Raw genomic sequence first — 25,738 nt, forward strand, 5'->3', positions numbered from 1 at the left:
TGATGCAGCGGGAGGGGCGGTGGTCCGCCCCTCCAGCCGTCGCGCGGACCAGAGCTTCGTCGCGCGCGTCGGCCGGCGGTCATCTCGTGGTGATCACCACCTCGAGATACTCGCTCGGCACGATCAGCGTGTCGGAGCCGCCGCGGTTGAGGCCGTCGAGAAGCGCGCGGATGTCGCGCTCGAGCGCCTCCTGGCCGGCTTCGTCCAGCGCGGCGAATGCGCGGTTCGTCGGGCCGTACCAGGTGCGGAACACCTCCAGCCAGTGGTCCGCCGACCTGTAGCGGAAGTTGAAGACGCGGCGCTCCGCGGAGACGTGATGGCCGGGGAAGAGGTGGGCGAGCCGGTCCTCGGTCCCCCACAGCGAGGGAGACATGAGGCCCGCCGGTGGCGCGACATGGCGGCCGATCGTCTTGAAGAGCTGGCCGATGAACCCGTCCGGCGTCCAGTTCGCGAGGCCGATCCGTCCGCCCGTCCTCACGACCCGCGCCATCTCCGACGCCGCCTTCTCCTGGTCCGGCGAGAACATGACGCCGAAGGTCGAAAGGACGACGTCGAAGACGTGGTCGTCGAAGGGAAGCGCCTCGACATCCGCCTCCTTGAACGTCACGGTCTGCCGCTCCGCGTGAGCCCGCTGCCGCCCGCGTTCGAGAAGCTCGGGCACGTAGTCGGTCGAGGTGACCTGGGCGAAGCGCCTCGCCGCCGCGAGCGTCGCATTGCCGTTGCCGGCCGCCACGTCGAGAACCTTCTCGCCTGCCCGGAGGTCGACGGCCTCGCACAGGCTCTCGCCCACGATCTGCAGCGTGGTGCCGATGACGGCGTAGTCTCCCGCCGCCCAGACCGCCCGCTGGCGCTGCTTGATCGCCCCGTAGTCGGGCGCATCCACAAGGGTCGTCATTTCCGTTTCCTCCATCGCTTCCGGCTCCCGCCGCAGCGGCGACCCGCTTGACAGGTCCGGCCGAGGGGGCTGGACTGTCGCCGTCGGGGTCTGGCCGTGCGGCTATCCGGTGCCGGATCTTCTAGTCCCCGGGGCGCGGACGGCGAATGATCGGGCGTCCGCCTCTCATGACCATTCGTCCGGATGTTGGATGGGGCGGATGTCGGATCCGCTGTCGGACGTTCTTCGCTCGGTCAAGCTGACAGGCGGCGTCTTCCTCGACGTGCGGCTGACGGCGCCCTTCTGCGTCGTGTCGGAGCTGACCTCGGAGGACGTGCGCGCGATCCTGCAGAACCCGGTGCAACTCGTCTTCTTCCATGTCGTCATGGCCGGCCGCATGCTGCTCGAGGTCGAGGGCGAGCCTGCCGTCGAGGTGGAAGCCGGCGAGATCGTCCTGTTGACGCACAACGACGTGCACACCCTGGCGAGCGAGCCGGGCCTCGTGCCGGTCGAGGCACGCAGCCTCGTCGTCGTGTCGGAGGATGGCGGGCTCGCGCGCATCTCTCACGGCGGAGGCGGCGAGGAGACGCGCATGGCCTGCGGCTTCCTCGGCAGCGCGGCCGACGTCAATCCCGTGTTCCGGATGCTGCCGCGCGTCCTGAAGCTCGACCTGCGCCATGCCGCGTCGCGCGACTGGGTGGAGAGCTCGGTGCGTTTCGCCGTCGCGGAGCTGGCGCGGGGGCGGCTCGCGTCGGCAGGCGTCGTGTCGCGGCTGGCGGAAGTGCTCTTCGTCGAGGCTGTTCGCCACCACGTGCAGTCATCGGCCCCGGGAGATCACGAGCCCCGCTGGCTGACGGGCTTGACCGACCCGCACGTCGCGGACGCGCTCGCTCTGATCCACCGCGACCTGCGACGGGAGTGGGTCACGGGTGATCTCGCACGCGCCGTCGGCATGTCGCGCAGCGTGTTCGTCGAGCGCTTTACCTCGCTCGTCGGCCTGCCGCCGATCAGCTACCAGAGACGGCTGCGCATGGCGCTGGCGTGCCAGCAGCTGCGGGAGGGCCGCTTCGCGATCTCCCAGGTCGCCGACGCTGTCGGCTACGAGTCGGAGGAGGCCTTCAGCAGGGCGTTCAAGCGGGCGATGGGGACGTCGCCGGCCCAGTGGAGACTGCGATCGGCGCTGGCGCCCTGAGGCGGCGGGCCCGGTCGCCCCGCCCGGCGCTCCCGCAAGCCTCTACACGTTCAGAAGCAGATACTCGCGCTCCCAGCTCGAGATGACGCGGTTGTAGAGCTGCCATTCCAGGTGCTTCACCTCGATGAAGGCGTCGACGAAGCGGCTTCCGAAGACCTCGCGCAGCGGCTGGCAGCCGGCCAGAAGCTCGAGCGCGTCGTGGTGGTGGCGCGGCAGGCCGAAGGGCAGCGTGTGGGCGTCGATCGTCACGACGGGCTGGGGCTCGACCTTCTCCCGAAGGCCGATGAGGCCGCAGGCGAGGGTGGCGGCGAAGGCGAGATAGGGGTTCGCGTCGACTCCCGGCACCCGGTTCTCGACGCGCCGCGCGGCGGGAGGGGAGCCCGGCACCCGGAGCCCGCAGGTTCGGTTGTCCTTCCCCCAGTGCACGTTGATCGGCGCGTCGCTCTCAAGGCGGATGCGGCGATAGGAGTTCACGTTCGGGGCGAAGAGCGGCATCGCGGCGGGCACGTAGCGCTGCAGCCCGGATATGTAGTGGAGGAGGGCGTCGGAATCGCGGCCGTCCTCCTCCACGAAGATGTTGCCGCCGCCATCGGCGCGCACGATCGACTGGTGCACGTGCATCGCGGAGCCGGGCTCGTTCTCGTGCGGCTGCGCCATGAACGTCGCGTACATGCCGTGCTTGATCGCGGCCTTGCGGACGGTGCGCTTGAACAGGAACACCTGGTCGGCGAGCTCGAGCGGATCGCCGTGCTTGAAGTTCATCTCGATCTGCGCCGGCCCCGCCTCGTGCGCCATCGTGCCGATGTCGATGCGGGTCGCCTCGCAATAGGCGTAGATGTCCTCGATCGCGGGGTCGAACTCGTTCGCGGCTTCGATGCCGTAGGCCTGGCGCCCGGATTCCTTGCGGCCGGAGATGCCGACCGGCGTCGTCAGGGGCAGGTCCGGATCGGTCGACTTCTCGACGAGATAATATTCGAGCTCCGGCGCGACGATGGGTCTGAGGCCCTTCTCCTCGTAGAGCGAGAGCACCCGCTTGAGCACGGAGCGCGGCGCGAAGTCGACGAGGCTGCCGTCGTCGTAGACGCAGTCGCAGATCACCTGCGCCGTCGGCTCGTCGTACCACGGCACGACCCGGACCGTGCCGACGTCGGGCAGGGTCACGATGTCCTGGTCGACCTCGGCGGCGACCTTCGTCTCGTAGACCGTGTCGCCCGTGACGGCCTGGACGAGGATCGTCTCGGGCAGCTTGAGACCGTTCTCGATGTTCCGGATGAAGTCCTCGCGCGGGATGATCTTGCCGCGCATCATGCCGGTCATGTCCGGGACCAGGCACTCGACCTCGTCGATCTGGCGCTGCCGCAGCCAGCGCACGATGTCGTCGGTCGTCTGCGGGCGGTCTTCGTGCTCGTCGGGAATCATGGGCAGGCGCAACCCCTCGCTGTCGACCGCACAATGTGATGGAGAGCGCGCGGACTGTCGAGCGGGCGCGCTCAGCGGGCGAGGAAGCGCAGCCTCGATCTCACCGGGCGCGGCAGTCTCTCGAATGTGGCCTTCGCCATGGCCGGCACCCTCAACACCCAGACGGCGGGCAGCATGCCGGAGGGCTTCAGGATGACCGCGTGATCGGCGACGGGCACCCGGTGGTCGGCCCAGTCGTCCTTGTAGCCGCCCCCCGGCGGCAGGAGGTCGTAGATCTCCACCCCGCGCCCGGCGAGCGCCTCGACGGTGTGCTGCATCTGCAGCTTGCCCACGCCGAGCTTGTTGAGCTCCGGCGAGAAGGCGCCGAGGAAGGCGCAGTAACGTGGCCCGGAACAGAAGCCGATCTCGATCGCGATCGGCTCCCCGTCGAGCCGCAGGCAGGACGCGAGCGTGCCGCCGTCGGGCATGCGCACGAGGGCGTCGAGCGCCGCCAGGATCTCCGGGTCGGCGAAGGCGCGCCCAACGCGTCCGCTATTGGCCAGCCACTCTTCCTTCATCGCAATCCCCTGGCGCAGGAGCGCGCCTGCCTCGGCGCCGCCGGCGACGATATCGAAGCTCAGCACGCCCCGCTTCTGGAGCTGGCGGGTGGTCCGGCCGTTGCGCTTGTCCATCGACGGATGGGTCGCGGCGATCGTCCCGGCTTCCCTGACGCCACCGAGGCGGAGGGCGGGCGCCTCGCCGACCGAGCCGATCGCCTGCCCGTTCGTATTGAGCCATCGCGCGATGGCGGCATCGTCCCGCACGGCGTGGAAGAGAACGGCCGCGATGCCGAAATCCGACCGGAGCCGTTGCAGCGCCTGCCGCAGCAACGCGTCGGGCACCGCTCCGGCGACCAGCGCGTCCCCGTACTGGCACAAGGGGCGACCCGCCACCTCGGCGACCGTCCCGAAGGGCGTCGTCCGCTCGACCAGGGGCAGGGAGAGGACGAGCCTCTCGCCCTGCCTCAGCGCCAGCAGCCGAAGCTTCTCGGGCGGGCAGGCATGTCGCGCCCAGCTCGTCAGGAAGGCGTGGGTCTGGAACGGCGTGATCGCGCGCGACGCCGCCTCTTCGAGCGCGCAATGCTCGGGCCCCAGCCGATCGAGGCTTTCGAGGTCCGTGACGATCTCCACGCGGGCGTCGCGCGGGATCGCCGGCGGAGCGGCTCCCTCCGCCCCAAGCGCTAAGCCCGGCAGCGACGCGAGGCTGCCGAGATGAGCCGTGATGCCGACCAGCTCTTCCATGACCGTTCTCCACCCGTTGCGACACCCTTGGTCAGGTGGGGTGGATATTTCGCAAACGCCGGTGCCGATCGCGGTCGAGGGTTAACGCTTGCTTGGCCGAAAGGCGCATCAGCGGGACAGCTCCCGCACAGCACCCTCGAGGCCTTCGAGCGTGAGCGGGAACATGCGGCCCGCGAAGATCCGGCGGATCATCTCGATCGACTGCGTGTGCCGCCAGTGCTCCTGCGGCACGGGGTTGAGCCAGACCGCGTGGGGATAGACGCCGGTCACGCGTTCGAGCCAGGCACCGCCGGGCTCCTCGTTCATGTGCTCGACCGATCCGCCGGGAATCGCGATCTCGTAGGGGCTCATCGACGCGTCGCCGACGAAGATGACCTTGTAGTCGCTGCCATAGGTGTGAAGCACGTCCCAGGTCGGCATGCGCTCCTGCCAGCGGCGGCGGTTCTCCTTCCACACGCCCTCGTAGAGGCAGTTGTGGAAGTAGAAATGCTCGAGCGTCTTGAACTCGCTGCGGGCGGCGGAGAAGAGCTCCTCGCACATGCCGACATGCCAGTCCATCGATCCGCCGACGTCGAGGAAGAGCAGGATCTTCACGGCGTTCCTGCGCTCGGGCCGGAAGGAAAGGTCTAGATATCCCTTGTCGGCCGTGCGCCGGATGGTGTCGTCGAGGTCGAGCTCGTCTGCCGCGCCGGTCCGGGCGAACTTGCGGAGCCGCTTCAGGGCGACCTTGATGTTGCGCGTGCCGATCTCGACGCTGTCGTCGAGATCCCTGAACTCGCGCTTGTCCCACACCTTCACGGCGCGGAAGTTGCGATTGCCGTCCTGGCCGATACGGATGCCCTCGGGGTTGTACCCGTAGGCGCCGAAGGGCGAGGTGCCTCCGGTGCCGATCCACTTGTTGCCGCCCTCGTGGCGGCCCTTCTGCTCGCGAAGCCGCTCGCGCAGCGTCTCCATCAGCCTGTCCCAGCCGCCGAGCGCCTCGATCCGGGCCTTCTCCTCGTCGCTGAGGTGCTTCTCGGCGAACTTCCTCAGCCACGCTTCGGGTATGTGCGCCGGTTCGGGCGCGTCGGACAGGAGCTCCAGGCCCTCGAAGACATGGCCGAAGACCCGGTCGAACCTGTCGAGATGGCGCTCGTCCTTCACGAGGATCGCGCGGGACAGGTAGTAGAAGTCCTCCACCCGCTTGTCCGCCAGGTCCGCCTCCAGCGCCTCCATGAGGTTGAGGTACTCGCGCAGGCTCACGGGGATCCCAGCTTCACGAAGCTCGTGGAAAAAGCCTACCAGCATGCGAGCCTAGCCCCGCTGCCCATTGAGCCGCCGCGCCTGCCCCGGAGGATGGCCCGTCAGGCGCCTGTAGGCACGGCTGAACGCGGCCTGCGAGCGATAGCCCAGCCTGCGGGCGACGAGGTCGATGGGCATCCGTTCGCGTCCGATCCATTCCGAGGCCAGCCGCATTCTGAGCGCCGAGAGATAGCGCAGCGGCGTCGTTCCGGTGGCCGCCGCGAAGCGCTCGGCGAAGACCGAGCGGGAACAGCCCATCGTTGCCGCCATCTCCGCGAGCGTCCAGTCGCGTCCGGGCTCCCGGTGCAAAGCCGCGAGCACCCTGCCGAGGCGCTCGTCGCGGAGCGCCGCCACCCATCCGGTGGCGTTGCCGCAGCCGCGCTCGACCCAGCCCCGCACGACGGACGCCGCGACCACGTCCGCCAGCCGCGCGAGGATGCCGGCTGAACCCACCCGCTCCTCCGTCATCTCCCGCTCCATCGCCTCGAGCAGCGGCCGTATCTCCGGCTGGCGGCCGAGGAGAGAGCAGACGAACAGAAACGGCGGCATCAGCTCGATCAGCGGATGCATCGTGCCGAGCTCGAATTCCATGCTGGCCGTGAAGATCAGCACGTCCTTCGTCCGGCACGTCTCCGCCGAACGGGCTTCGATCGCACAGACGCCCGAGCAGAGCGGAACCGTCTCGAACTCCTCGTAAGGCCGGGTCCGGACCTCCTTGCTCGAGATCAGGGCATGCGGCTCGCCGCGCGGAAAAAGCACCGCGTCGCCGCTGGATATGGAGAGGACGTCTCCATCCGCCGTGCGAAGGAGTGCCTCGCCATGGGCGACGAAGTGGAAACGCGCGTGGTCGGAGCGGGCGAAGGCGACGCCGAAGGGCGGCGAAAAGCTGAGCTTGCCGTAGCTCGCCCCGCGCAATCGCATGCCCATCAGGAGATCGCTCAGCGGATCTCCCGAAGAAGACGTGTCAGGTCCGGACGTTCGGTCAAGCATTGCGGAATTTCTGTCATAGATCGTGCGGAAGCGCCACCCATCTCTGAGCCTCACCTTCTCAGCATGGGACTTCCAAGCATGAGCCCACACCGCACCACCGCCGGGGAACCGGCCGCATCGCTTGCGCCCGCCTGGGCCGCCGTAGCCTCGATGAGCCTCGGCGTCTTCGGGCTCGTCGGCGCCGAGTTCCTGCCCGCCAGCCTGCTGACGTCGATGGCCTCCGACCTCGCCGTCAGCGAAGGCATGGCGGGGCAAGCCGTCACCGCGACGGCGGTCACGGGTCTGCTCGCGAGCCTGACGGTCGCGGCGCTGACCTACGGGATCGATCGCCGCCGGGTTCTGCTGGGCTTCTCGGTGCTTCTCGTGTTGTCGAACTTCGTCGTCGCGCTCGCGCCCAACATGTGGGTGCTGCTTCTCGGCCGCATTCTGCTCGGCGCCGCCCTCGGCGGGTTCTGGTCGCTGTCCACCGCGGTGGTGATGCGGCTCGTCCCGCCTGCCGACGTCCCCCGGGCCCTCTCGATCGTCGTCTCGGGCGTCTCGGCAGCCACGATCTTCGCCGCCCCCGTCGGCAGCTTCCTCGGCGAGCTCTGGGGGTGGCGGTCCGTGTTCGTGGGGGCTGCCGTGCTCGGCGGCATCACCTTCATGATGCAGCTCGCCACGCTGCCCGCGCTGCCGCCGCGCGGCCGTGCGAGCCTCGGCACCCTCGCGAGGCTCCTGGCGCGCCGGCGGGTGGCGCTCGCGATGCTGGCGGTGCTGCTCGTCTTCGCCGGCCACATGGGCATGTTCACCTATGTGCGGCCCTTTCTCGAGGGGGTGACGGGCATCGGTGTCGGCGCCGTCTCGGCCACGCTGCTCGCCTTCGGCGTCGCGAACTTCGCCGGCAACTATCTCGGCGGGCTCATGGTGGCACGCTCGCTGCGGCTGACGCTCGCGCTCGCGCCGTTGACCATCGGCACCCTCGCGATCCTGCTGGCCGGCACGGGCGGGAGCTTCGTGACGGATCTCGCCATCGTGTCGCTCTGGGGCCTGAGTTTCGGGACCGTGCCCGTCGGCTGGTCGGCGTGGATCGCCCGCTCGGTGGAGGACGAGGCGGAGAGTGCCGGTGGCCTGCTGGTCGCGGCCATAAACCTGGCCATCGCGCTCGGCGCGGCCGTCGGCGGTCTGGTGCTGGAACTGAGCGGCATCGAGAGCGTGTTCGTGGCCAGCGGCTCGCTGCTCCTGCTCGCGGCCGCCACCGTCCTCGCGGCGGTCCGGCCGGCTGCCATGGCTGCGAAGGCTACCTGACCCCACGCGAGGCGCTTCTGCCGCTCCGGTCGCACGGTGCGGCAGAAGTGGTCCTCAGTTCTCGCGTTCGAATACGATCCGGCCGACGTCGAAGCGGCCGCGGTTCGGGTCGACCCCCGTCATTTCCATCACATAGGCGCCGGATTGCCCGAATCTCAGCGTGATCGTCGGCGAGGCGCCTTCGGGGATGCCGCCGCCCGATTCCAGCACGAGGTTCAGCAGATTCTCCTGGGCCGTGCCCGAGACCTGGGCGCTGCCCATCCCTGCGTCCCAGCTGCCGGCGTAGAAATCTCCGCCCTGGGCGACGACCCGTGCGGAGATGCGGCGGGTGTCCTCGCCGGCGGCGCAGCGGCCCGACTGCTCGAGCACCGTCCCATCCTGGGCGAGCTTTGCCGAGATGCGGCAGAAGGCGCTGCGTGGCTGGCCTCCGGGCTCCATCACGACCTCTCCACGGCCGACCCACTGGCCCTCGAAGCGCTGCAGCAGGGGGTCGGCCTGCGCCGGGGCGGCGAGGGTGGCCCCGACGGCGAGGGTCGCCGCTGCCGCAGCCAGAGTTCCGCGACGAAGATGAGAGCTCGAGATCATGTGGCGCTCCGCGAAAGGCTGCATCTCGCAGCCAATGTAGTGGCTTGGCTGGGCATAACCAGTGGCCCGTATTTGCGGCGAGGGAGAGGCGATCCCTGAGGACGCAGCCGAAGAAGGATCGATTTCTGCGCTTCTGCCGTTGATGGATGAGGTCTGCCCGCTAGGTGCATCGCGGCGACCAGGAGCGCTAGAGGGGAGAAGCGGATATGGCTTCGAGGGCTGGAAGCGGCGCGGCGTGGGGCGTGTGGCTGCTGTTGGCGGGCTCGATCGCGGCGCTCGCGGCCGCGGCGTTCTACACGTTCAACGACGGCAACGGTATCGCCTTCACGGGCGGGACCTACCTGGTGCTCGTCTCGACGGCCCTCTTGCTCGCGGGCGCGATGATCCTGACGCAGTACCGGGACATGCCCGGATGGTTCAGCGGCACGCTGGGGCTCCTGATCCTTCTCGACATACTGGGAACGGCGGCAGCCGCCTATTTCCTCCTTGCCTGGGTTCTTCTCGGGCTGATGGGCTTCTGCCTCCTCGCCTGGCTCCTCCACCTCTTCGCCGATCCCGCGAGATACCGGGTCCTGGAAAGCCGAGCGATCGAAAGGAAAACCGCATGACGAAGACGAGGCTGATCGCCCTCAGCACAGTCGCTTCCCTGGCACTGACGGCCGCGATGGCGCCTGCCCTGGCTCAGGAAGCCGGGACGGACCAGCCGCCGATCGCGGGCGAGCCGGAGGACACCGGACAGGGGCAGGGCGGCACGCCGTCCGGGCCGGAAGGTGGTGCCGACGAGCCGTCGGGGGAGGGCGCCGGCTTCACAGGTGAGACCGAGTCGTCGATCGACCACACGGGAGCGGACGCGGATCCATCGCGTTACGAGACCGAAGCCACCACGACCGAGCCCGCCGGAATGGGCGCGACCGTCGAGAGCGGCCCCGCGGCCGGGGCTGGCGGGCGGGGGCCCGATGCATGGATGGAGACACCGGACAGCTGGGCGACGTTCAACGGCGACCTGATGGCGCAGAAATACTCGCCCGCCGACCAGATCACGCCGGAGAACGTCGGAAACCTCGAGAAGGTCTGGGAGTACCACACCGGCGACGTCTCCGACGGCTCGGAAGACATCCCCACGACGGTGTGGTCCGCGACCCCGCTCTTCGTCAACGACACGCTCTATATCGGGACGCCGTTCTACCGGATCATCGCGCTCGAGCCCGCGACGGGCGAGGAGAAGTGGGTCTTCGATCCCGATGCCCGGCTCGAGGCCCTGACGCAGCCGGCCATGAAGAACCGCGGCGTCGCCTACTGGCAGGCGGACGAGCCCCAGGAGGGCGAGGCCTGCCAGAAGATCGTCTATATCGGCACGATGGACGCCAAGCTCTACGGCGTCGATGCCGACACGGGCGAGACCTGCGACGGCTTCGGCGACGGCGGCGTGGTCGACGTGAACCAGTGGAACACGGTCAACGCGAAGTGGCCGCTCTCGCTCCTGCAGCCGCCGACGGTCTACAACGACACGCTGTTCCTCGGCTGGGCCGGCAAGGACTGGACTGATTCGGCCGCGCCTCCGGGCACCGTCTTCGCGCTCGACGCGCGCTCGGGCGAGCTCAAGTGGATGTTCCATGCCCTGCCGAACGAGGTGATCGAGCGCACGGGCACGGCGAATGTCTGGGCGTCGATGTCGCTCGACCCGGAGCGGGGCCTTCTCTACCTGCCGATCTCCTCTCCGAGCCCGAACTACTACGGCGGCAACAGGCTGGAGGAACTGCCGCTGGCGACGTCCGTCACCGCGGTCGACACGGAGACGGGCGAGGTCGCCTGGAGCCGGCAACTCGTCCACCACGACATCTGGGACTACGACACCGTCGCGCCCCCGACGCTCGTCGACATCGAGAAGGACGGGGAGACGGTGCCGGCCCTCGTCCAGACGTCGAAGCAGGGCTTCATCTACGTCCTGAACCGCGAGACCGGCGAGGACGTCTATCCCGTCGAGGAGCGCCCGGTGCCGGCCTCCGACATCGAGGGCGAGGAGGCGTCGCCGACCCAGCCCTTCGTGGATACGCCGGCACCCGTCGTCGACGACGACTGGCCGGGCGTCTTCTGGCTCGCCGATCTCGTCGCGTTCGGCGGGTGCTCCGAACGGGCGGAAGGCGTGCGCTGGGAGGGCAGGTTCACGCCGCCGAGCCTCGAGGGCACGATCGCCTACCCGCCGACGACCGGCGGCGCCCAGTGGGGCGGCGGCTCCGTCGACCCCCGGACCGGCATCTATGTCGTCAACACGAACTCGGTCGTGCAGATCTACACGCTCATCCCGCGCGAGGAGTTTCAGGAGGAGGGGCAGGAAGGCGAGACCGCCGGCTTCTATGCCCAGGGCGACGTGCCCTACGGCTTCCAGCTCGAGACCTTCCTCAACTGGGCCGGCATGCCGTGCTGGAACCCGCCCTACGGCCACATCCAGGCCTACGATCTGAAGACGGGCGAGCGGCTGTGGCGGCATCCCTTCGGCCAGGTGCAGAGATACGGCTTCTACATGCCGGAATCCTGGGGCTCGGTGACGATCGGCGGGCCGGTGATCACGGCGTCCGGCCTCATCTTCATCGGCGCCTCGATGGATAGCCGCGTCCGTGCCCTCTCCCTCGAGACGGGCGAGGTGCTCTGGCAGGACCTCGTCGAGGCGCCCGCTGTCTCGTTGCCGGCGGTCTACACCTATCAGGGCCGGCAATACGTGACCTTCATCGTCGGCGGGAACACGATCCTCCTGCCGAAGGTCAGCGACCAGGTCGTGACCTACGCGTTGCCGCAGGACTGACGGTCCTGGAACGGGCGAACAGCGTCTTGCTTCTTCGGGCGGCGGGAAAAACCTGCCGCCCGCATGAAACGATTCCCCGCGTGAGGTGTTCACCGGTTCGAGGGGCGGTGTGTGGAACGCCCGTCCGACCACCGAACAGGAGGAATCCATGGACAGGAACCCGACCGGATCCGGAGGGGGAGGCGACCGGACGCTGACCAACCGCCAGGGTCATCCCGTCACGAACAACCAGTCGAGCCGTACCGTCGGCAGCCGAGGCCCGGCGACGCTCGAGAACTACCAGTTCCTCGAGAAGATCTCGCATTTCGACCGCGAGCGGATCCCCGAGCGCGTCGTGCACGCGCGCGGCTTCGTCTGCTACGGCGAGCTGGAGGTCACCGGCAAGATCGGCGACGAGCCGGCCTCGAAATACACCCGCGCGAAGCTCTTCCAGGAGGCCGGCAAGAAGACCCCGCTCGCCATCCGCTTCTCGACCGTCATCGGCGGCCGCGACTCCTCGGAGACGGCGCGCGACCCGCGCGGCTTCGCCGTCAAGTTCTACACCGAGGACGGCAACTGGGACCTCGTCGGCAACAATCTCGCGGTCTTCTTCATCCGCGACGCGATCAAGTTCCCCGACGTCATCCACTCGCTGAAGCCCGATCCGGTCACGTTCCGGCAGGAACCGAACCGCATCTTCGACTTCATGAGCCAGACGCCCGAATCCATGCACATGCTGACGCATCTGTTCAGCCCGCGCGGCATCCCGGCGAGCTACCGGCACATGGAAGGCTTCGGCGTGAACACCTACAAGATGGTGAACGCCGACGGCGGAACGGTGCTGGTGAAGTACCACTTCCACCCTCGCCAGGGCGTGGCGAGCCTCACGGCCGGCGAGGCCGCGAAGGTGCAGGGCCAGGATCTCGGCTCCGCCTCCAAGGATCTCTATTCCGCGATCGAGATGGGCGAGTACCCGCAGTGGGACATGTACGTCCAGATCATGGAGGACCACGATCACCCAGAGCTCGACTGGGATCCGCTCGACGACACGAAGATCTGGCCGGAGAAGGACTTCCCGCTCCGCCACGTCGGGGTGATGACGCTCAACCGCAACGTCGATGACTTCTTCAACGAGAACGAGCAGATCGCGATGGGCACCGGCGTGCTCGTCGACGGGCTCGACTTCTCCGACGACAAGATGCTCGTCGGCCGGACGTTCTCCTATTCCGACACGCAGCGCTACCGGGTGGGGCCGAACTACCTGCAGCTGCCGGTGAACCAGCCGAAGAACGCGCGGCAGCACACGAACCAGTCGGGCGGGCAGATGTCGTTCTACCGGGACGCGGCGCCGGGCCAGAACCCGCACGTGAACTACGAGCCCTCGATCCACAACGGGTTGCAGGAGGCCTCTCACGAGGAGCCGAACAACCCGCCGGAGATCAAGGGCCGGCTGACGCGCAGCGTGCTCGAGCGGCGCAACGACTACGTCCAGGCCCGCGGCCGCTTCAACACGATGATGGACTGGGAGCGCGACGACCTCGTCGCCAACATGGGCGACCTCCTGTCGCAGTGCGAGCGCGACGTGCAGGAGCGGATGATCTGGCACTTCTTCATGGTGCATGACGACTACGGCAAGCGTGTCGGCGACGTCATCGGCATCACGGCGGACGACGTGAAGAAGCTCGGCCCGCTGCCGAAGCAGGTGCTGACGGACGAGGACAAGCGCCGCCTGGAGAAGCTCGGCAACAACGGCGACAAGATCGACCCGACCGTCTGGGGCCAGTGGACGAGCTCGGTCGAGAACCGCAAGGCGACCGCCGAGGAGGTCCTCGGAATGCAGAAGAAGGCGATGGGACAGGCGGCCGAATAGGGCCGCGGGTGAGACTGAATCCGGCTCGGCCGGCGCACCCACGCTAAAGAGGAGGGCTCCGAAACGTTCGGGGCCCTTTCACTTGTTTGCTTATGCCCGGAGGCTCGACGGGCGGTTCGGGATCACCCTTCGCCCAGGTCGCATCGACGGGAACGGAACCGCCGCAGCGCGGTCGCCTGGTCGCGCTGCGGCGGCTGTCTCGCCCCGGGAGGATCAGCGGGGCGGAGTCTCGGGCGGATGGGGACCTTCTGCCCGGGTTTCGTCCTCAGGCGGCGGCGCGGGTCGACGAAGCTCCGGCCGCGCTGCGGCGGTAGTGCTCCTCGGCCGCCGCGACGCCGACGCCCGCCTCAACCTGCATGCCGAGGTCGCGCATCGTCATCTCGACGCCGGCGAGCGCCTGCATGATCATCAGCTCGTTCATCCAGCCGAGATGGCCGATCCGGAAGACCTTTCCGGCGACCTTCGACAGCCCCGCGCCGAGCGAGAGGCCGTAGCGGTGGTAGGCGTGGCTCACGACCTTGCCCGCGTCGAAGCCCTCGGGCACGAGGATCGCGCTGACGGTGTCGGAGTGCCACTTCGGCTCGCGGGCGCAGAGCTTGAGGCCCCAGGCGTCGACGGCCTTGCGCACGCCCTCGGCGATCCGGTGGTGCCGCGCGAAGACGTTCTCCAGCCCCTCTTCCTCGAGGAGGTCGATCGAGGCGCGCAGGCCGTGCAGGAGCGGCGTGGCCGGCGTGTAGGGGAAGTAGCCGTCCTTGTTCAGCTTCAGCATGTCCTCGAAGCTGAAATAGGTGCGCGGCAGCTTTGCGCGGGTCGTCTCGCCGATCGCACGATCGCTCGCCGCGACGATCGAGAGGCCTGTCGGCAGCATGAAGCCCTTCTGCGTGCCGGACACGCAGATGTCGACGCCCCACTCGTCCATGCGGAAATCGATCGAGGCGATGGAGGACACGCCGTCGACCATCAGCATCGCCGGGTGACCCGCCGCGTCGAGGGCCTTGCGCACGGCGGCGACGTCGCTCGTCACGCCCGTGGCGGTCTCGTTATGGCAGACGAGGACGGCCTTGATCTCGTGGTTCTTGTCCGCGGCGAGACGCTCGGCATACGTCTCCACCGGCACGCCCTCGCCCCACGGCACCTCGATCGCGTCGAGGTTGAGGCCATGGCGGCGGCACATGTCGGCCCAGAGGTGGGAGAACTGGCCGAAGACCGAGGTCAGCACCTTGTCGCCGGGCGACAGCGTGTTCGTGAGGGCCGCTTCCCAGCCGCCGGTGCCGGAGCCCGGGTAGAGGAAGACGTGGCCGCTCGACATCTTGAAGATGCGCTTGATGTCGTTGAACAGCGGCACCGTCAGCTTCGGGAAGTCCGGCGACCGCTGGTCCTCGGAGGGAACGAACATGGCCGTCCGAAGGCGTTCCGGCAGATTTGTCGGACCGGGAATGAAAAGTGCATGATAACCGGCACGCATGTCGGGTCTTTCCTCCTTGAATGGGCGAGGCGGGGCCGCGGTGTCCTGGTGGAGAGAGGGGTCGCGAGCCCGTCCTTACGTCTTGTTGTATGTCACAGCGCCTCAGCCATCACATTGGACAGAGAGGACGCTATTGCGTAAACCAGCTAATTCTCGCACCACGATGAGTTGAGATCATGGCCAGCCTTCGCAGGCGGCTTCCGCCGCTGAACGCGCTCCTGACTTTCGAGGCCGCCGCGCGCCACTTGAACTTCACTCGCGCCGCCGAAGAACTGCTCGTCACCCAGGCTGCCGTGAGCCGCCAGGTCCAGCATTTGGAGGAGCATCTGGGCGCCACGCTCTTCGAGCGGCGGCATCGCCAGCTCGAGCTGACAGGCATCGGCCAGCGGCTGGCCCGCGCCGTGGCGATCGGCTTCGAGCATGTGGCGCAGGCCGCCGACGAGATCGTCGAGGAGCGTACGCGAGCGGACGTGACGGTGTCGTCGAGCGTGACCTTCGCCTCCTACTGGCTCATGTCGCGGATCGCGAACTACCGGGCCAACTATCCCGACGTCGACCTGCACCTCGTGGCGACCGCGAAGACGCGGGACATCACCCGGTCGGGCATCGACCTCGCCATCCGCTACGGGCGGGGCGAGTGGCCGGGACTGAGGGCGCACTACCTGTTCGACAACGACATCTTCCCGGTCTGCGCGCCGCGCTTCCTCGCGGAGCACGGGCCGATCGACACGCTCGCGGCGCTGAGGAAGGCGACCCGCCTGCACATGGTCCAGTTCGACCGGAACTGGGTGACCTGGCCCTCGTGGTTCGCCGAGTTCGGCATCGACGAGCCGGGCGAGGAGGGCGGGCTGTCCTTCGACAACTACATGCTTCTGATCCACGCCTGCATCCGGGGGGAGGGCGTCGCGCTGTGCGGCGGCAGGCTCGCGGAGGATCTGATCGCGCGCGGCGACCTCGTGCGGCCGCTCAAGTCGGCGATCCGCTCCGACCGCGCCTTCTACCTGCTCGAGCCGGACGGTATTCCGGCCCGGCCCGCGGTCCGGCACTTTCGCGACTGGCTCCTGGGCGAGGCGCGCCGCGGCAACGAGTGAGGCAGGACGCGCACGGGTGGAAGCGGGCGGTCGGGTCGATTAGTAAGGACCGGGACCTGACGTCTCTCCGAATCAGCCGCCATGCGGCAGGAAGCGAGTTACCCCTATGAGAGCAGTTTCGATGCAGGAGCCGGCACGGCTCGAGGACGAGAAGCCGTCCAAGGAGAAGGACGCGCCGTCCTTGCAGGTCGACAACCACCTGTTCGACGCGCGGACGGTGCTGATCACCGGGCAGATCAAGGACACCGTGGCGCGCGAAGTGTGCTCGCGGCTCCTCGCGCTCGCCCAGGTTTCGAACGATCCGATCACGGTGATCGTCTCCTCGCCCGGCGGGCATGTCGAGTCGGGCGACATGATCCACGACACGATCCGATTCATCGCGCCGGACGTGCGCATGGTCGGGATGGGCTGGGTCGCGAGCGCCGGGGCGCTCGTCTACGTCTCCGTGCCCAAGGAGAGGCGGTTCTGCACGAAGAACACCCGCTTCCTCCTGCACCAGCCCCACGGCGGCGCGGGCGGCATGGCCAGCGACATCGAGATCCAGGCGCGCGAGATCATCCGGATGCGCGACCGCCTCAACAGGATCTTCGCGGAGGCGACGGGCCAGACGTTGGAGCGCATCGTCGCCGACACGGACCGCGACTACTGGATGAGCGCGCAGGAGGGCGTCGAGTACGGCCTCGTGGGCAAGGTCATCGACAATGTGAGCGAGTTGCGCTGACGACCCTCACGGATCACGGATGAAACCGGACGCCGGCGGCAAGACGCCGGCGTCCTCGCATCCGCCCGTGTGAAGGCCGTGGCGCCGCGGCGTCAGAGCGCCTCGGGGTTCCATTCCCTGAGCGCCAGGATCGTCGCCTGGACGTCCCTCAGCCGGTTCACCACGGTCACCGCGCCCGCCTCCGTCAGCACCTCCGCGTGGCCGGTATAGGTGTGGCTCGCGCCGGTGAAGCCGATCACGCGCATGCCTGCGCGCATGGCGCCGGTGACGCCAGTCGGCGAATCCTCCACCACGATCACCTCCCGCGGATCGATCTCGAACTGGCGCGCGGCGTGGAGGAAGACGTCGGGCTCGGGCTTGCCGCGGCCGTCTCCGATGTCGCGAGCGGAGAAGATATGCGGCTCGAGCCGGCCCCAGAGACCGGCCGCGCGGAGGCTGACCTCCAGCCGCTCGCGGCGCGAGTTCGAACAGACGCAGCGGTTGCCCGGCAGCTGGTCGAGCATCTCCTTCGCGCCCGCCAGCGCCTTCACCTCGCTCTTCAGGCGGCGATCAGTCTCCGCCTCGGCCTTCTCCACCATCCCCTCGGGGAGAGGCCGCCCGACCTCGGCCGCGGCCGCCTCGAAGATCCTCTCGGTCGTGAAGCCCGCGAACCGCTCGGCCATCTCCTCGGGCTTCACCTTGTAGCCGATCGTGGCGAGCAGCCCGGCGTCGACCCGGGCGGAAATGATCTCGGAGTCGATCAGCACTCCGTCGCAGTCGAATATCGTCAGCATCGGAAGGGTCGCTTCTTCATGTTCTCGTGCGCGCCAGGCTCTTGACGCCGGGGAGGGGTAGAGGGCCATTCGTCGGCCACAACCTCAAGCGAATCGGCCTCATGCGCAACGCACTCGCCAGCTTCCTCCGTTCCCGCAGGTGGGAATATTTCATCATCGGCGTCATCGTCCTGAACGCGATCGTGCTGGGCCTCGAGACGAGCGGCGCGGCCATGGCGGCCGTGGGGCCCCTCCTCATCGGGATAGACCGCGCGATCCTCGGGATCTTCGTCGTCGAGATCGCCCTCAGGATCTTCGCCTTCGGGCCGCGCTTCTTCCGCGACCCGTGGAGCCTCTTCGACTTCACGATCGTGGCGATCTCGCTCCTGCCGGCGACGGGGCCCCTTCAGGTGCTGCGCGCGCTGCGTATCCTCCGCGTGCTGCGCCTCATCTCGGTCGTGCCCTCGCTCAGGCGGGTGATCGGCGGGCTCGTGGCGGCGCTGCCCGGCATGGGCTCGATCGTGATTCTTCTGGGGCTCGTCTTCTACGTCTTCGCGGTGATGGCGACGAAGCTCTACGGCGAGACGTTTCCGGACTGGTTCGGCAGCATCGGCGCCTCGATCTACACGCTCTTCCAGGTGATGACGCTGGAGAGCTGGTCGATGGGCATCGTGCGGCCGGTCATGGAGGCCTATCCGCAGGCCTGGCTGTTCTTCGTGCCGTTCATCCTGTGCACGACCTATGCCGTCCTGAACCTCTTCATCGGTGTGATCGTCTCGGCCATGCAGGAGGAGCACCAGGCCTTCGCGGAGGCGGAACAGGAGATGGTCCACGCGGAGAACGCGATGCTGCTGGAAGAGCTCAGGGCCCTGCGTCACGAGGTCGCGGAACTTCGCGCTGTCCATGCCGCCCAGGCGGGAGGCGGCGCGAAGCCGTGAGATGACGGATGCGGCGGCGCCGCTTGCGCTCAGCCGCCCGTGAGGCTCATGTGCCGGCCGACGCTCGGCTTCTTCGAGCGCCGGTCGATGACGAAGTCGTGGCCCTTCGGCTTGCGGGCGATCGCCTCGGCGATTCGCTGGTGCAGGAGCTCGTTGCCCTCCGAGGCACGCACCGCCTCGCGCAGGTCGGCCGCGTCGTCCTGGCCGAGGCACATATAGAGCGTGCCCGTGCAGGTCAGCCGCACCCGGTTGCAGCTCTCGCAGAAATTGTGGGTCATCGGCGTGATGAAGCCGAGCCGTCCGCCGGTCTCCTTCACCTCCACGTAGCGCGCCGGGCCGCCGGTCTTGTACGGGATGTCCTCGAGGGTGAGGGCTTGCGCCAGCCGCGCACGCACGAGGCTCAAGGGGAGGTACTGGTCCGTCCGGTCCTCCTCGATCTCGCCCATCGGCATCGTCTCGATGATCGTCATGTCCATGCCGCGGCCGTGCGCCCAGCGCAGCATCGATTCGAGCTCGTCCTCGTTCACCCCCTTCAGCGCGACGGTGTTGATCTTCACCTTCAGTCCCGCCTGCTGGGCCGCGTCGAGCCCGGCGAGGACCTTGTCGAGGCTGCCCCAGCGCGTGATCGCCTTGAACTTGTCGTGATCGAGCGTGTCGATCGACACGTTGATGCGGCGCACACCCGCGGCGTGCAGCCCCTTGGCGAAGCGCTGGAGCTGCGAGCCGTTCGTCGTGACGGTCAGCTCCTCGAGCGCGCCCGATTCGAGGTGCCGCGACATCGCCTCGAAGAACGACATGATGTTGCGCCGGACGAGCGGCTCGCCGCCGGTGATGCGCAGCTTCCTGACGCCGCGCTCGACGAAGGCCGTCGACACGCGGTCGAGCTCCTCAAGCGTGAGAAGCTCCTTTTTCGGCAGGAAATTCATGTGTTCCGACATGCAATAGACGCAGCGGAAGTCGCAGCGGTCCGTCACCGAGACCCGGAGATAGGTGATCGCGCGCTGGAACGGGTCGACGAGCGGCGCCCGTGCGGTGATGTCTGAAATGGCACTCATGTTCACGCCGTGGGCGGTTCGAGGTCTAAAGGGCCGGTTGTTTCGTCGCGGCGACCGTAGCGTCAGGCAGACGCCCGCGCATGTGCCACCATAGCCTGCCCGGAATTTCTGCCCATTACATGCGGATTTTGCGCGCCCGTTCAATGGGGTGTCGTTGTTGCAGCGCAACATCGAGCGGACTTGCACGAAAGCTGATTTCTTGTGCAAGATGTTCCTTGGAGAGAGGCGCGGCCTTCGGGCCGTGGGTGAGAGTGTCGAAAGCAGCGATGGAAATCGCCGCGGAAGATGTGGCGCGCGCGCAGTTCTACAGGCTGCTCGCCCGCCTTCTGTCGCGGCCAGCCTCGGAAGGCGATCTCGGACTCTGTCGTGCGCTCGTGGGCGACGACAGCGAGATCGGCCGCGCGATTCGGGCGGTGGCCGAGGCCGCGCGCGAGGCGACGCCGGCGAGCGTCGAGCGCGAGTATCACGACCTCTTCATCGGGCTCGGCCGGGGCGAGCTCGTCCCTTACGGCTCCTACTACCTGACCGGATTCCTGAACGAGAAGCCGCTGGCGCGACTGCGCCAGAGCATGGCGGAACTCGGCATCGAGCGCTCGCCGGAGGTCAGGGAGCCCGAGGACCACATCGCCGCCGTGTGCGACATGATGGGCGGGCTGATCACGGGCGATCTCGCGCCCGGCGCCGGTCTCGAAGAGCAGAAGCGCTTCTTCTCCAGTCATCTGGCCCCTTGGGCCAGCCACTTCTTCAAGGATCTCGGGAACGCGAAGACGGCCCGCTTCTATGCCCCGGTCGGGGCGCTGGGGCGGAGCTTCGTCGAGGTCGAGGAAGCCGGATTCGAGATGGTCTGAAGCGGACGCTGCCGCCGGCCGGCGCCACGTCCGTTACCGGAAGTTGATGATCCTTCCTCCAGGAGGAGGGAGCGTGGAGAGAGGAGTTCGATATGGAACGCCAGGACAACAAGGCCGGGGAATCCCGGCGCGGGTTCCTGAGGCTCGCGGGGCTCGGATCGGTGGTCGCCGGGGCGACGCTGGTCGCCGGGAAGGGCGAGGCCGAGGCGGCGGTCGCCGCCGCCGACGGGACGTCCGGTGCCGGCTACCGGGAGACCGAGCACGTGCGCAAGGTCTACGAGGTTTCGCGCTTCTGATCCGCTTCGCCCCAGGAGGGCCGCGCCCGATCGTGAAGGGCGCGGTGGAGGAGAGAGACAATGCTTAGGAAGAAGACGACCGGGTCCCCCCGCGCCTCGCGGCTCTCGCAGGCAATGGCCGGGTTCGCCCACGAGACGATCGACCGCCGCACGTTCCTGCGCCGCTCCGGCCTCGTCGCCGGCGGCGTGGCCGCCGCCTCGACGCTGGGCAGCGGCATGGTCCGGAAGGCCGAGGCCGCGGGTCCCGCGACGCCCGGCAACGTGACCATGCACAAGTCGGTGTGCACGCACTGCTCGGTCGGTTGCACGGTGCTCGCCGAAGTCTCGAACGGCGTGTGGATCGGGCAGGAGCCCGGTTTCGACAGCCCGTTCAACCTCGGCTCTCACTGCGCCAAGGGCGCCTCGGTGCGCGAGCACGCGCATGGCGAGCGGCGGCTGAAATACCCGACGAAGATGGTCGACGGGAAGTGGACGCGGATCTCCTGGGACCAGGCGATCGACGAGATCGGCGACAAGATGCTCGAGATTCGCGAGCAGTCGGGGCCCGACTCCGTCTACTGGCTGGGCTCGGCCAAGCATTCGAACGAGCAGGCCTACCTGATGCGCAAGTTCGCGGCCTTCTGGGGCACGAACAACATCGACCATCAGGCGCGCATCTGCCATTCGACCACCGTCGCCGGCGTGGCCAACACGTGGGGCTACGGCGCGATGACGAACTCCTACAACGACATCCACAACTCGCGCGCCATCTTCCTCATCGGCGGCAACCCCGCCGAGGCGCATCCGGTGTCGGTGATGCACCTCCTGAAGGCGAAGGAGGAGAACAACGCTCCGCTCATCGTCTGCGACCCGCGCTTCACGCGCACGGCGGCCCACGCGACCGAGTATGTGCGCTTCCGGCCCGGCGGCGACGTCGCGCTGATCTGGGGCATTCTCTGGCACGTCTTCGACAATGGCTGGGAGGACGCCGAGTTCATCCGCACCCGCGTGTGGGGCATGGACCAGATCCGCGAGGAGGTGGCGCGCTGGACGCCGGAGGAGACCGAGCGGGTCACCGGCGTTCCCGGCGAGCAGCTGCGCCGGGTGGCGCAGACGCTGGCGAACAACCGGCCCTTCACCATCATCTGGTGCATGGGCGGCACGCAGCACTCCAACGGCAACAACAACACGCGCGCCTACTGCGCGCTCGGCCTGGCGCTCGGCGTCATCGGCACGGCCGGCGGCGGCACGAACATCTTCCGCGGCCACGACAACGTCCAGGGCGCCACGGATTTCGGCGTCGTGATGGACTCGCTGCCGGGCTATTACGGCCTCGCCGAGGGGTCGTGGAAGCACTGGGCGCGCGTCTGGGACGTCGACTACGACTATCTTCTCCAGCAGTTCCACTCCAAGGACATCATGGAGAAGGCGGGCATCCCGGTCAGTCGCTGGTTCGACGGCGTGCTCGAGGCGAAGGAGGTGCTGGACCAGCCGGACAATGTCCGCGGCATGGTGTTCTGGGGGCACGCGCCGAACTCGCAGACCCGCCTGCCGGACATGAAGAAGGCGATGGAGAAGCTCGACCTCCTCGTCGTGATCGACCCCTATCCGACCGTTTCGGCGGTGCTGCACGACAGGAAGGACGGCGTCTATCTCCTGCCGGCGGCGACACAGTTCGAGACCTACGGCTCGGTGACGGCGTCCAACAGGTCGCTGCAGTGGCGCGAGAAGGTGGTCGACCCGCTCTTCGAGTGCCTGCCCGACCACACGATCATGTACAAGTTCGCGAAGAAGTTCGGCTTCGACCAGGAGATGTTCAAGAACATCGAGGTCAACGGCGAGGAGCCGCTGGTCGAGGACCTGACGCGCGAATACAACCGCGGCATGTGGACGATCGGCTATACCGGCCAGTCGCCGGAGCGCCTGAAGCTCCACATGGAGAACCAGCACACCTTCGACAAGACGACGCTGAAGGCGAATGGCGGCCCGTGCGACGGCGACTATTACGGCCTGCCGTGGCCCTCGTGGGGCACCGCCGAGATGAAGCATCCGGGGTCTCCGAACCTCTACGACATCTCCAAGCCCGTCGCCGACGGCGGGATGGGCTTCCGGGCCCGCTTCGGTGTCGAGCGCGAGGAGAACGGGCAGATCTACAACCTGCTCGCCGAGGGGGTGTATCCCGTCGGCTCCGAGATCGAGGACGGCTATCCCGAGTTCACCATGGGCATGCTCATGAAGCTCGGCTGGGACGGCGACCTGACGCCGGAAGAGCGCGCCACGATCGAGCAGATCGGCGGCGACAAGGTCGAGGCCGTCAACTGGAAGACCGACCTCTCGGGCGGCATCCAGCGCGTCGCGATCCAGCATGGCTGCGCGCCCTACGGCAACGCGAAGGCACGCGCGGTGGTGTGGGACTTCCCGGACCCGGTGCCGCTGCACCGCGAGCCGCTCTACACGGCGCGTCGCGACCTCGTGGCCGATTATCCGACCTACGAGGACAAGAAGATGCACCGCGTGCCGGTGCTCTACAAGTCGATCCAGGTGAACGACTTCTCGCAGGACTTCCCGATCGTCCTCACGTCGGGGCGCCTCGTGGAGTACGAGGGCGGCGGCGACGAGACCCGGTCGAACCCGTGGCTCGCCGAGCTGCAGCAGGACATGTTCGTCGAGATCAACCCCTACAACGCCAACTCGCTGGGCATCAGGGACGGCGAGATGGTCTGGGTCCACGGGCCCGAGGGCGGCAAGGTCAAGGTCATGGCGATGGTCACGGAGCGCGTCGGGCGCGACGTGGCGTTCATGCCCTTCCACTTCGGCGGCTGGTACCAGGGCGCGGATCTGAGGGGCAAGTATCCCGAGGGCGCCGACCCGATCGTGCTCGGCGAATCCACCAACACCGCCCAGACATACGGCTACGACTCCGTGACGCAGATGCAGGAGACGAAGGCCACGCTCTGCCGGATCGAGCGGGCCTGAGGGAGGAATAATCTATGGCACGCATGAAGTTTCTCTGCGACGCCGAGCGCTGCATCGAGTGCAACGCCTGCGTCACGGCCTGCAAGAACGAGCACGAGGTGCCGTGGGGCATCAACCGCCGCCGCGTCGTGACGATCGGCGACGGCCAGCCCGGCGAGCGGTCGATCTCGGTCGCCTGCATGCACTGCTCCGACGCGCCGTGCATGGCGGTCTGCCCGGTCGACTGCTTCTACCAGACCGAGCAGGGCGTGGTTCTGCACTCCAAGGACCTCTGCATCGGCTGCGGCTACTGCTTCTACGCCTGTCCCTTCGGCGCGCCGCAGTACCCGCAGGCCAGCAATTTCGGCAGCCGGGGCAAGATGGACAAATGCACCTTCTGCGCCGGCGGCCCCGAGATCGCGAACTCGGAGGCGGAGTTCCAGAAATACGGCCGCAACCGCCTGGCCGAAGGCAAGCTCCCGCTCTGCGCGGAGATGTGCTCAACGAAGGCGCTGCTAGCCGGCGACGGGAACACCGTTTCCGACATCTACCGCGAGCGCGTCGTGGCCCGCGGCTTCGGTTCGGGGGCCTGGGGCTGGGGCACCGCCTACGGGGCGAACACCGGAGGCTGATGACGTGCCGGCAGCCAAGCACCTCGTTCTGGGCGCTCTCGTGATCGTGGCGGCGGGCCTTTCGGCCTGCCGCGACGACGCGCTCGAGCGGGACTACATCAGCGAGAAGGGCGTCTACGAAGGCCCCGCGGACACGCCGCTGACGGCCGAGCAACAGCGCGAGCTCGAGCAACGGGCATTGCGCCAGAAGTTCTGATGAGCGGGCGGCAGCCGATCGGCGCCGCTGGACAACACGACGGGACGAAGCCGTCGGCCAATATGGCCGAGGCGGGCGACGTTTCATCAGGAGACGACCGACATGCCGATCCTCCTCCGCCGCATGGCGCTTTACCTTCTGCCCCTGCTGGCTGTCATCTGCCTCAGCCTGGGGCAGGCGGCGTTCGCGCAGTCGGGCGTCGATCCGAACGTGGCGCAGCCCGCTCCACAGGCCAGCCCGGAAGGCGGGCAGGTGCCGGGTGGCGTTCGGGGCACCACCTCGGACGCGGATATGTGGCGCGCCGTCCGCCAGGGCACGTTCGGCACGGTCTCGATACCCGACCGGAAGGCCGGCCAGCTCATCCAGTCCGAAGGGGAGAACTGGCGCGTCGTTCGCAACGGCGCGGTCTCCTACTATGGGATCTGGGGCCTGCTCGGGATGATCGGGCTGCTCGCCCTGTTCTTCCTCGTCCGTGGCCGCATCATGATCGAGGCCGGCAAGGACGGCCGCACGATCACGCGCTTCGACTTCACCGAGCGCATGGCGCATTGGCTCCTCGGCGTGTCCTTCATCCTGCTGGCGCTGACCGGGCTGAACATCCTCTACGGCCGCTACGTGATCATGCCGGTGGTCGGACCGGAGATCTTCGGTGCGGTGACGAATTTCGGCAAGCACGTCCACAACTACATCTCGTTCGCCTTCATGGTGGGGCTCCTGATGGTCTTCGTCATGTGGGTCGGACGGAACATCCCGGGCCGCACCGACCTCAAGTGGCTCATGAAGGCAGGCGGGCTGTTCTCGAAGGGCGGGCACGCATCGTCCCACAAGTTCAATGCCGGCCAGAAGATCCTCTACTGGCTCGTGCTGCTGCTCGGCCTGTCGGTCAGCCTGTCCGGCATCGCGCTGCTCTTCCCGTTCGAGTTCCCCCTGTTCGCCAAGACGTTCGCCTTCCTCAACGTCTTCGGGTTCGATCTGCCGACCACTCTGAGCGTCGTGCAGGAGATGCAGCTCGCGCAGATCTGGCACGCCATCATCGGGCTCGTGATGATCGGCATCATTCTGGGCCATATCTACATCGGCACGATCGGCATGCAGGGCGCGTTCGCGGCCATGGGATCCGGCCAGGTCGACCTGAACTGGGCACGCGAGCATCATGATCTGTGGGTCGAAGAGAAGCTCTCCAGGCGTGGTGACGACGCGGTGCACGGCGGTCCGGCACCCAAGGCGCACCCTGCCGAATAGGGGCGGGGGACACC

The 25,738-nt window shown here is 67.9% G+C and carries 23 protein-coding genes; 14 read left to right on the forward strand and 9 right to left on the reverse strand.

Annotated features, from left to right (window positions below; all coding sequences use genetic code 11):
* Window positions 1-79: 79 nt before the first annotated feature.
* The gene (locus tag N177_RS19200) at window positions 80-895 is read right to left on the reverse strand and encodes a class I SAM-dependent methyltransferase (protein WP_023434089.1); all 816 of its coding nucleotides are present in this window, start codon (window positions 893-895) and stop codon (window positions 80-82) included.
* A 199-nt stretch (window positions 896-1,094) separates the two neighbouring features.
* On the opposite strand from N177_RS19200, the gene N177_RS19205 reads away from it, so the two are divergent.
* Window positions 1,095-2,066 (forward strand): AraC family transcriptional regulator, encoded by a 972-nt coding sequence (locus N177_RS19205; protein ID WP_040486182.1) that lies wholly within the window; start codon window positions 1,095-1,097, stop codon window positions 2,064-2,066.
* Between the two features lie 42 nt (window positions 2,067-2,108).
* Here the strand turns inward: N177_RS19205 and N177_RS19210 are convergent, their stop codons facing one another.
* From N177_RS19210 to N177_RS19225, 4 genes are all read right to left on the reverse strand, one after another.
* Entirely contained in the window at window positions 2,109-3,485 is a 1,377-nt protein-coding gene (locus N177_RS19210) for a glutamine synthetase family protein (RefSeq protein WP_051402484.1), read from the reverse strand.
* 71 nt (window positions 3,486-3,556) lie between these two features.
* Window positions 3,557-4,765, reverse strand: coding sequence for a GNAT family N-acetyltransferase (locus N177_RS19215; protein ID WP_023434092.1), 1,209 nt, complete (start codon window positions 4,763-4,765; stop codon window positions 3,557-3,559).
* A 108-nt stretch (window positions 4,766-4,873) separates the two neighbouring features.
* Entirely contained in the window at window positions 4,874-6,052 is a 1,179-nt protein-coding gene (locus N177_RS19220; RefSeq protein ID WP_040486183.1) for a vWA domain-containing protein, read from the reverse strand.
* 6 nt (window positions 6,053-6,058) lie between these two features.
* Window positions 6,059-7,036, reverse strand: coding sequence for an AraC family transcriptional regulator (locus N177_RS19225; RefSeq protein WP_023434094.1), 978 nt, complete (start codon window positions 7,034-7,036; stop codon window positions 6,059-6,061).
* Window positions 7,037-7,114: 78 nt separating this feature from the next.
* On the opposite strand from N177_RS19225, the gene N177_RS19230 reads away from it, so the two are divergent.
* Complete coding sequence (locus tag N177_RS19230; protein WP_040486184.1) at window positions 7,115-8,320, forward strand: MFS transporter; 1,206 nt, start codon at window positions 7,115-7,117, stop codon at window positions 8,318-8,320.
* Window positions 8,321-8,374: 54 nt separating this feature from the next.
* Here the strand turns inward: N177_RS19230 and N177_RS19235 are convergent, their stop codons facing one another.
* Entirely contained in the window at window positions 8,375-8,905 is a 531-nt protein-coding gene (locus N177_RS19235) for a hypothetical protein (protein ID WP_023434096.1), read from the reverse strand.
* A gap of 206 nt (window positions 8,906-9,111) precedes the next feature.
* On the opposite strand from N177_RS19235, the gene N177_RS19240 reads away from it, so the two are divergent.
* The 3 genes from N177_RS19240 to N177_RS19250 all read left to right on the forward strand — a co-directional run bounded on the left by N177_RS19240 (window position 9,112) and on the right by N177_RS19250 (window position 13,554).
* Window positions 9,112-9,513, forward strand: a complete 402-nt coding sequence (locus N177_RS19240; RefSeq protein ID WP_152527969.1) for a hypothetical protein — start codon at window positions 9,112-9,114, stop codon at window positions 9,511-9,513.
* Complete coding sequence (locus N177_RS19245) at window positions 9,510-11,705, forward strand: pyrroloquinoline quinone-dependent dehydrogenase (RefSeq protein ID WP_023434098.1); 2,196 nt, start codon at window positions 9,510-9,512, stop codon at window positions 11,703-11,705. Before N177_RS19240 ends, N177_RS19245 begins: the two co-directional genes overlap by 4 nt.
* 148 nt (window positions 11,706-11,853) lie before the next feature.
* The gene (locus N177_RS19250) at window positions 11,854-13,554 is read left to right on the forward strand and encodes a catalase (protein ID WP_023434099.1); all 1,701 of its coding nucleotides are present in this window, start codon (window positions 11,854-11,856) and stop codon (window positions 13,552-13,554) included.
* A gap of 265 nt (window positions 13,555-13,819) precedes the next feature.
* On the opposite strand, the gene N177_RS19255 is transcribed toward N177_RS19250, so the two are convergent.
* On the reverse strand, window positions 13,820-15,019 hold the full coding sequence (locus N177_RS19255) for an aminotransferase class V-fold PLP-dependent enzyme (protein ID WP_023434100.1): 1,200 nt from the start codon (window positions 15,017-15,019) through the stop codon (window positions 13,820-13,822).
* Window positions 15,020-15,195: 176 nt separating this feature from the next.
* Between N177_RS19255 and gcvA the strand changes: the two genes are divergently transcribed.
* Together gcvA and N177_RS19265 are read left to right on the forward strand one after the other, a co-directional pair.
* Window positions 15,196-16,110: a transcriptional regulator GcvA gene (gcvA, locus tag N177_RS19260; protein WP_023434102.1), complete on the forward strand. Its 915-nt coding sequence runs from the start codon at window positions 15,196-15,198 to the stop codon at window positions 16,108-16,110.
* A 106-nt stretch (window positions 16,111-16,216) separates the two neighbouring features.
* The gene (locus tag N177_RS19265) at window positions 16,217-16,831 is read left to right on the forward strand and encodes an ATP-dependent Clp protease proteolytic subunit (RefSeq protein WP_040486185.1); all 615 of its coding nucleotides are present in this window, start codon (window positions 16,217-16,219) and stop codon (window positions 16,829-16,831) included.
* 92 nt (window positions 16,832-16,923) lie between these two features.
* On the opposite strand, the gene N177_RS19270 is transcribed toward N177_RS19265, so the two are convergent.
* Entirely contained in the window at window positions 16,924-17,604 is a 681-nt protein-coding gene (locus N177_RS19270) for an HAD family hydrolase (RefSeq protein WP_023434104.1), read from the reverse strand.
* A 101-nt stretch (window positions 17,605-17,705) separates the two neighbouring features.
* On the opposite strand from N177_RS19270, the gene N177_RS19275 reads away from it, so the two are divergent.
* On the forward strand, window positions 17,706-18,521 hold the full coding sequence (locus tag N177_RS19275) for an ion transporter (protein WP_023434105.1): 816 nt from the start codon (window positions 17,706-17,708) through the stop codon (window positions 18,519-18,521).
* Window positions 18,522-18,550: 29 nt separating this feature from the next.
* Here N177_RS19275 and moaA read toward each other — a convergent pair whose 3' ends face one another.
* Window positions 18,551-19,576, reverse strand: coding sequence for a GTP 3',8-cyclase MoaA (gene moaA / locus N177_RS19280; RefSeq protein ID WP_051402495.1), 1,026 nt, complete (start codon window positions 19,574-19,576; stop codon window positions 18,551-18,553).
* A gap of 266 nt (window positions 19,577-19,842) precedes the next feature.
* On the opposite strand from moaA, the gene N177_RS19285 reads away from it, so the two are divergent.
* From N177_RS19285 to N177_RS19310, 6 genes are all read left to right on the forward strand, one after another.
* Window positions 19,843-20,424, forward strand: coding sequence for a TorD/DmsD family molecular chaperone (locus tag N177_RS19285; protein WP_023434107.1), 582 nt, complete (start codon window positions 19,843-19,845; stop codon window positions 20,422-20,424).
* A gap of 92 nt (window positions 20,425-20,516) precedes the next feature.
* The gene (locus N177_RS19290; RefSeq protein WP_023434108.1) at window positions 20,517-20,720 is read left to right on the forward strand and encodes a hypothetical protein; all 204 of its coding nucleotides are present in this window, start codon (window positions 20,517-20,519) and stop codon (window positions 20,718-20,720) included.
* Between the two features lie 60 nt (window positions 20,721-20,780).
* The gene (locus N177_RS19295; RefSeq protein WP_023434109.1) at window positions 20,781-23,675 is read left to right on the forward strand and encodes a formate dehydrogenase subunit alpha; all 2,895 of its coding nucleotides are present in this window, start codon (window positions 20,781-20,783) and stop codon (window positions 23,673-23,675) included.
* Window positions 23,676-23,689: 14 nt separating this feature from the next.
* Window positions 23,690-24,286 (forward strand): formate dehydrogenase FDH3 subunit beta, encoded by a 597-nt coding sequence (gene fdh3B / locus N177_RS19300; protein ID WP_023434110.1) that lies wholly within the window; start codon window positions 23,690-23,692, stop codon window positions 24,284-24,286.
* A 4-nt stretch (window positions 24,287-24,290) separates the two neighbouring features.
* Window positions 24,291-24,482: a hypothetical protein gene (locus N177_RS19305; RefSeq protein ID WP_023434111.1), complete on the forward strand. Its 192-nt coding sequence runs from the start codon at window positions 24,291-24,293 to the stop codon at window positions 24,480-24,482.
* Window positions 24,483-24,584: 102 nt separating this feature from the next.
* A complete protein-coding gene (locus N177_RS19310) occupies window positions 24,585-25,724 on the forward strand; it encodes a formate dehydrogenase subunit gamma (protein WP_023434112.1) in 1,140 nt (379 codons plus the stop codon).
* Window positions 25,725-25,738: the final 14 nt, after the last annotated feature.

Source organism: Lutibaculum baratangense AMV1 (assembly GCF_000496075.1).
GTDB classification, from domain to species: Bacteria; Pseudomonadota; Alphaproteobacteria; order Rhizobiales; family Tepidamorphaceae; genus Lutibaculum; species Lutibaculum baratangense.

Bases quoted from the DNA above. Each gene is read 5' to 3' on its own strand.
- N177_RS19255 (WP_023434100.1), bottom strand. From the start codon at position 15,019: ATGCGTGCCGGTTATCATGCACTTTTCATTCCCGGTCCGACAAATCTG.
- moaA (WP_051402495.1), bottom strand. From the start codon at position 19,576: ATGAGTGCCATTTCAGACATCACCGCACGGGCGCCGCTCGTCGACCCG.
- N177_RS19250 (WP_023434099.1), top strand. From the start codon at position 11,854: ATGGACAGGAACCCGACCGGATCCGGAGGGGGAGGCGACCGGACGCTG.
- N177_RS19310 (WP_023434112.1), top strand. From the start codon at position 24,585: ATGCCGATCCTCCTCCGCCGCATGGCGCTTTACCTTCTGCCCCTGCTG.
- N177_RS19240 (WP_152527969.1), top strand. From the start codon at position 9,112: ATGGCTTCGAGGGCTGGAAGCGGCGCGGCGTGGGGCGTGTGGCTGCTG.
- N177_RS19295 (WP_023434109.1), top strand. From the start codon at position 20,781: ATGCTTAGGAAGAAGACGACCGGGTCCCCCCGCGCCTCGCGGCTCTCG.
- N177_RS19265 (WP_040486185.1), top strand. From the start codon at position 16,217: ATGAGAGCAGTTTCGATGCAGGAGCCGGCACGGCTCGAGGACGAGAAG.
- N177_RS19215 (WP_023434092.1), bottom strand. From the start codon at position 4,765: ATGGAAGAGCTGGTCGGCATCACGGCTCATCTCGGCAGCCTCGCGTCG.
- N177_RS19210 (WP_051402484.1), bottom strand. From the start codon at position 3,485: ATGATTCCCGACGAGCACGAAGACCGCCCGCAGACGACCGACGACATC.
- N177_RS19220 (WP_040486183.1), bottom strand. From the start codon at position 6,052: ATGCTGGTAGGCTTTTTCCACGAGCTTCGTGAAGCTGGGATCCCCGTG.
- N177_RS19245 (WP_023434098.1), top strand. From the start codon at position 9,510: ATGACGAAGACGAGGCTGATCGCCCTCAGCACAGTCGCTTCCCTGGCA.
- N177_RS19225 (WP_023434094.1), bottom strand. From the start codon at position 7,036: ATGCTTGACCGAACGTCCGGACCTGACACGTCTTCTTCGGGAGATCCG.
- fdh3B (WP_023434110.1), top strand. From the start codon at position 23,690: ATGGCACGCATGAAGTTTCTCTGCGACGCCGAGCGCTGCATCGAGTGC.
- N177_RS19230 (WP_040486184.1), top strand. From the start codon at position 7,115: ATGAGCCCACACCGCACCACCGCCGGGGAACCGGCCGCATCGCTTGCG.
- N177_RS19285 (WP_023434107.1), top strand. From the start codon at position 19,843: ATGGAAATCGCCGCGGAAGATGTGGCGCGCGCGCAGTTCTACAGGCTG.
- gcvA (WP_023434102.1), top strand. From the start codon at position 15,196: ATGGCCAGCCTTCGCAGGCGGCTTCCGCCGCTGAACGCGCTCCTGACT.
- N177_RS19200 (WP_023434089.1), bottom strand. From the start codon at position 895: ATGACGACCCTTGTGGATGCGCCCGACTACGGGGCGATCAAGCAGCGC.
- N177_RS19235 (WP_023434096.1), bottom strand. From the start codon at position 8,905: ATGATCTCGAGCTCTCATCTTCGTCGCGGAACTCTGGCTGCGGCAGCG.
- N177_RS19275 (WP_023434105.1), top strand. From the start codon at position 17,706: ATGCGCAACGCACTCGCCAGCTTCCTCCGTTCCCGCAGGTGGGAATAT.
- N177_RS19270 (WP_023434104.1), bottom strand. From the start codon at position 17,604: ATGCTGACGATATTCGACTGCGACGGAGTGCTGATCGACTCCGAGATC.
- N177_RS19205 (WP_040486182.1), top strand. From the start codon at position 1,095: ATGTCGGATCCGCTGTCGGACGTTCTTCGCTCGGTCAAGCTGACAGGC.
- N177_RS19290 (WP_023434108.1), top strand. From the start codon at position 20,517: ATGGAACGCCAGGACAACAAGGCCGGGGAATCCCGGCGCGGGTTCCTG.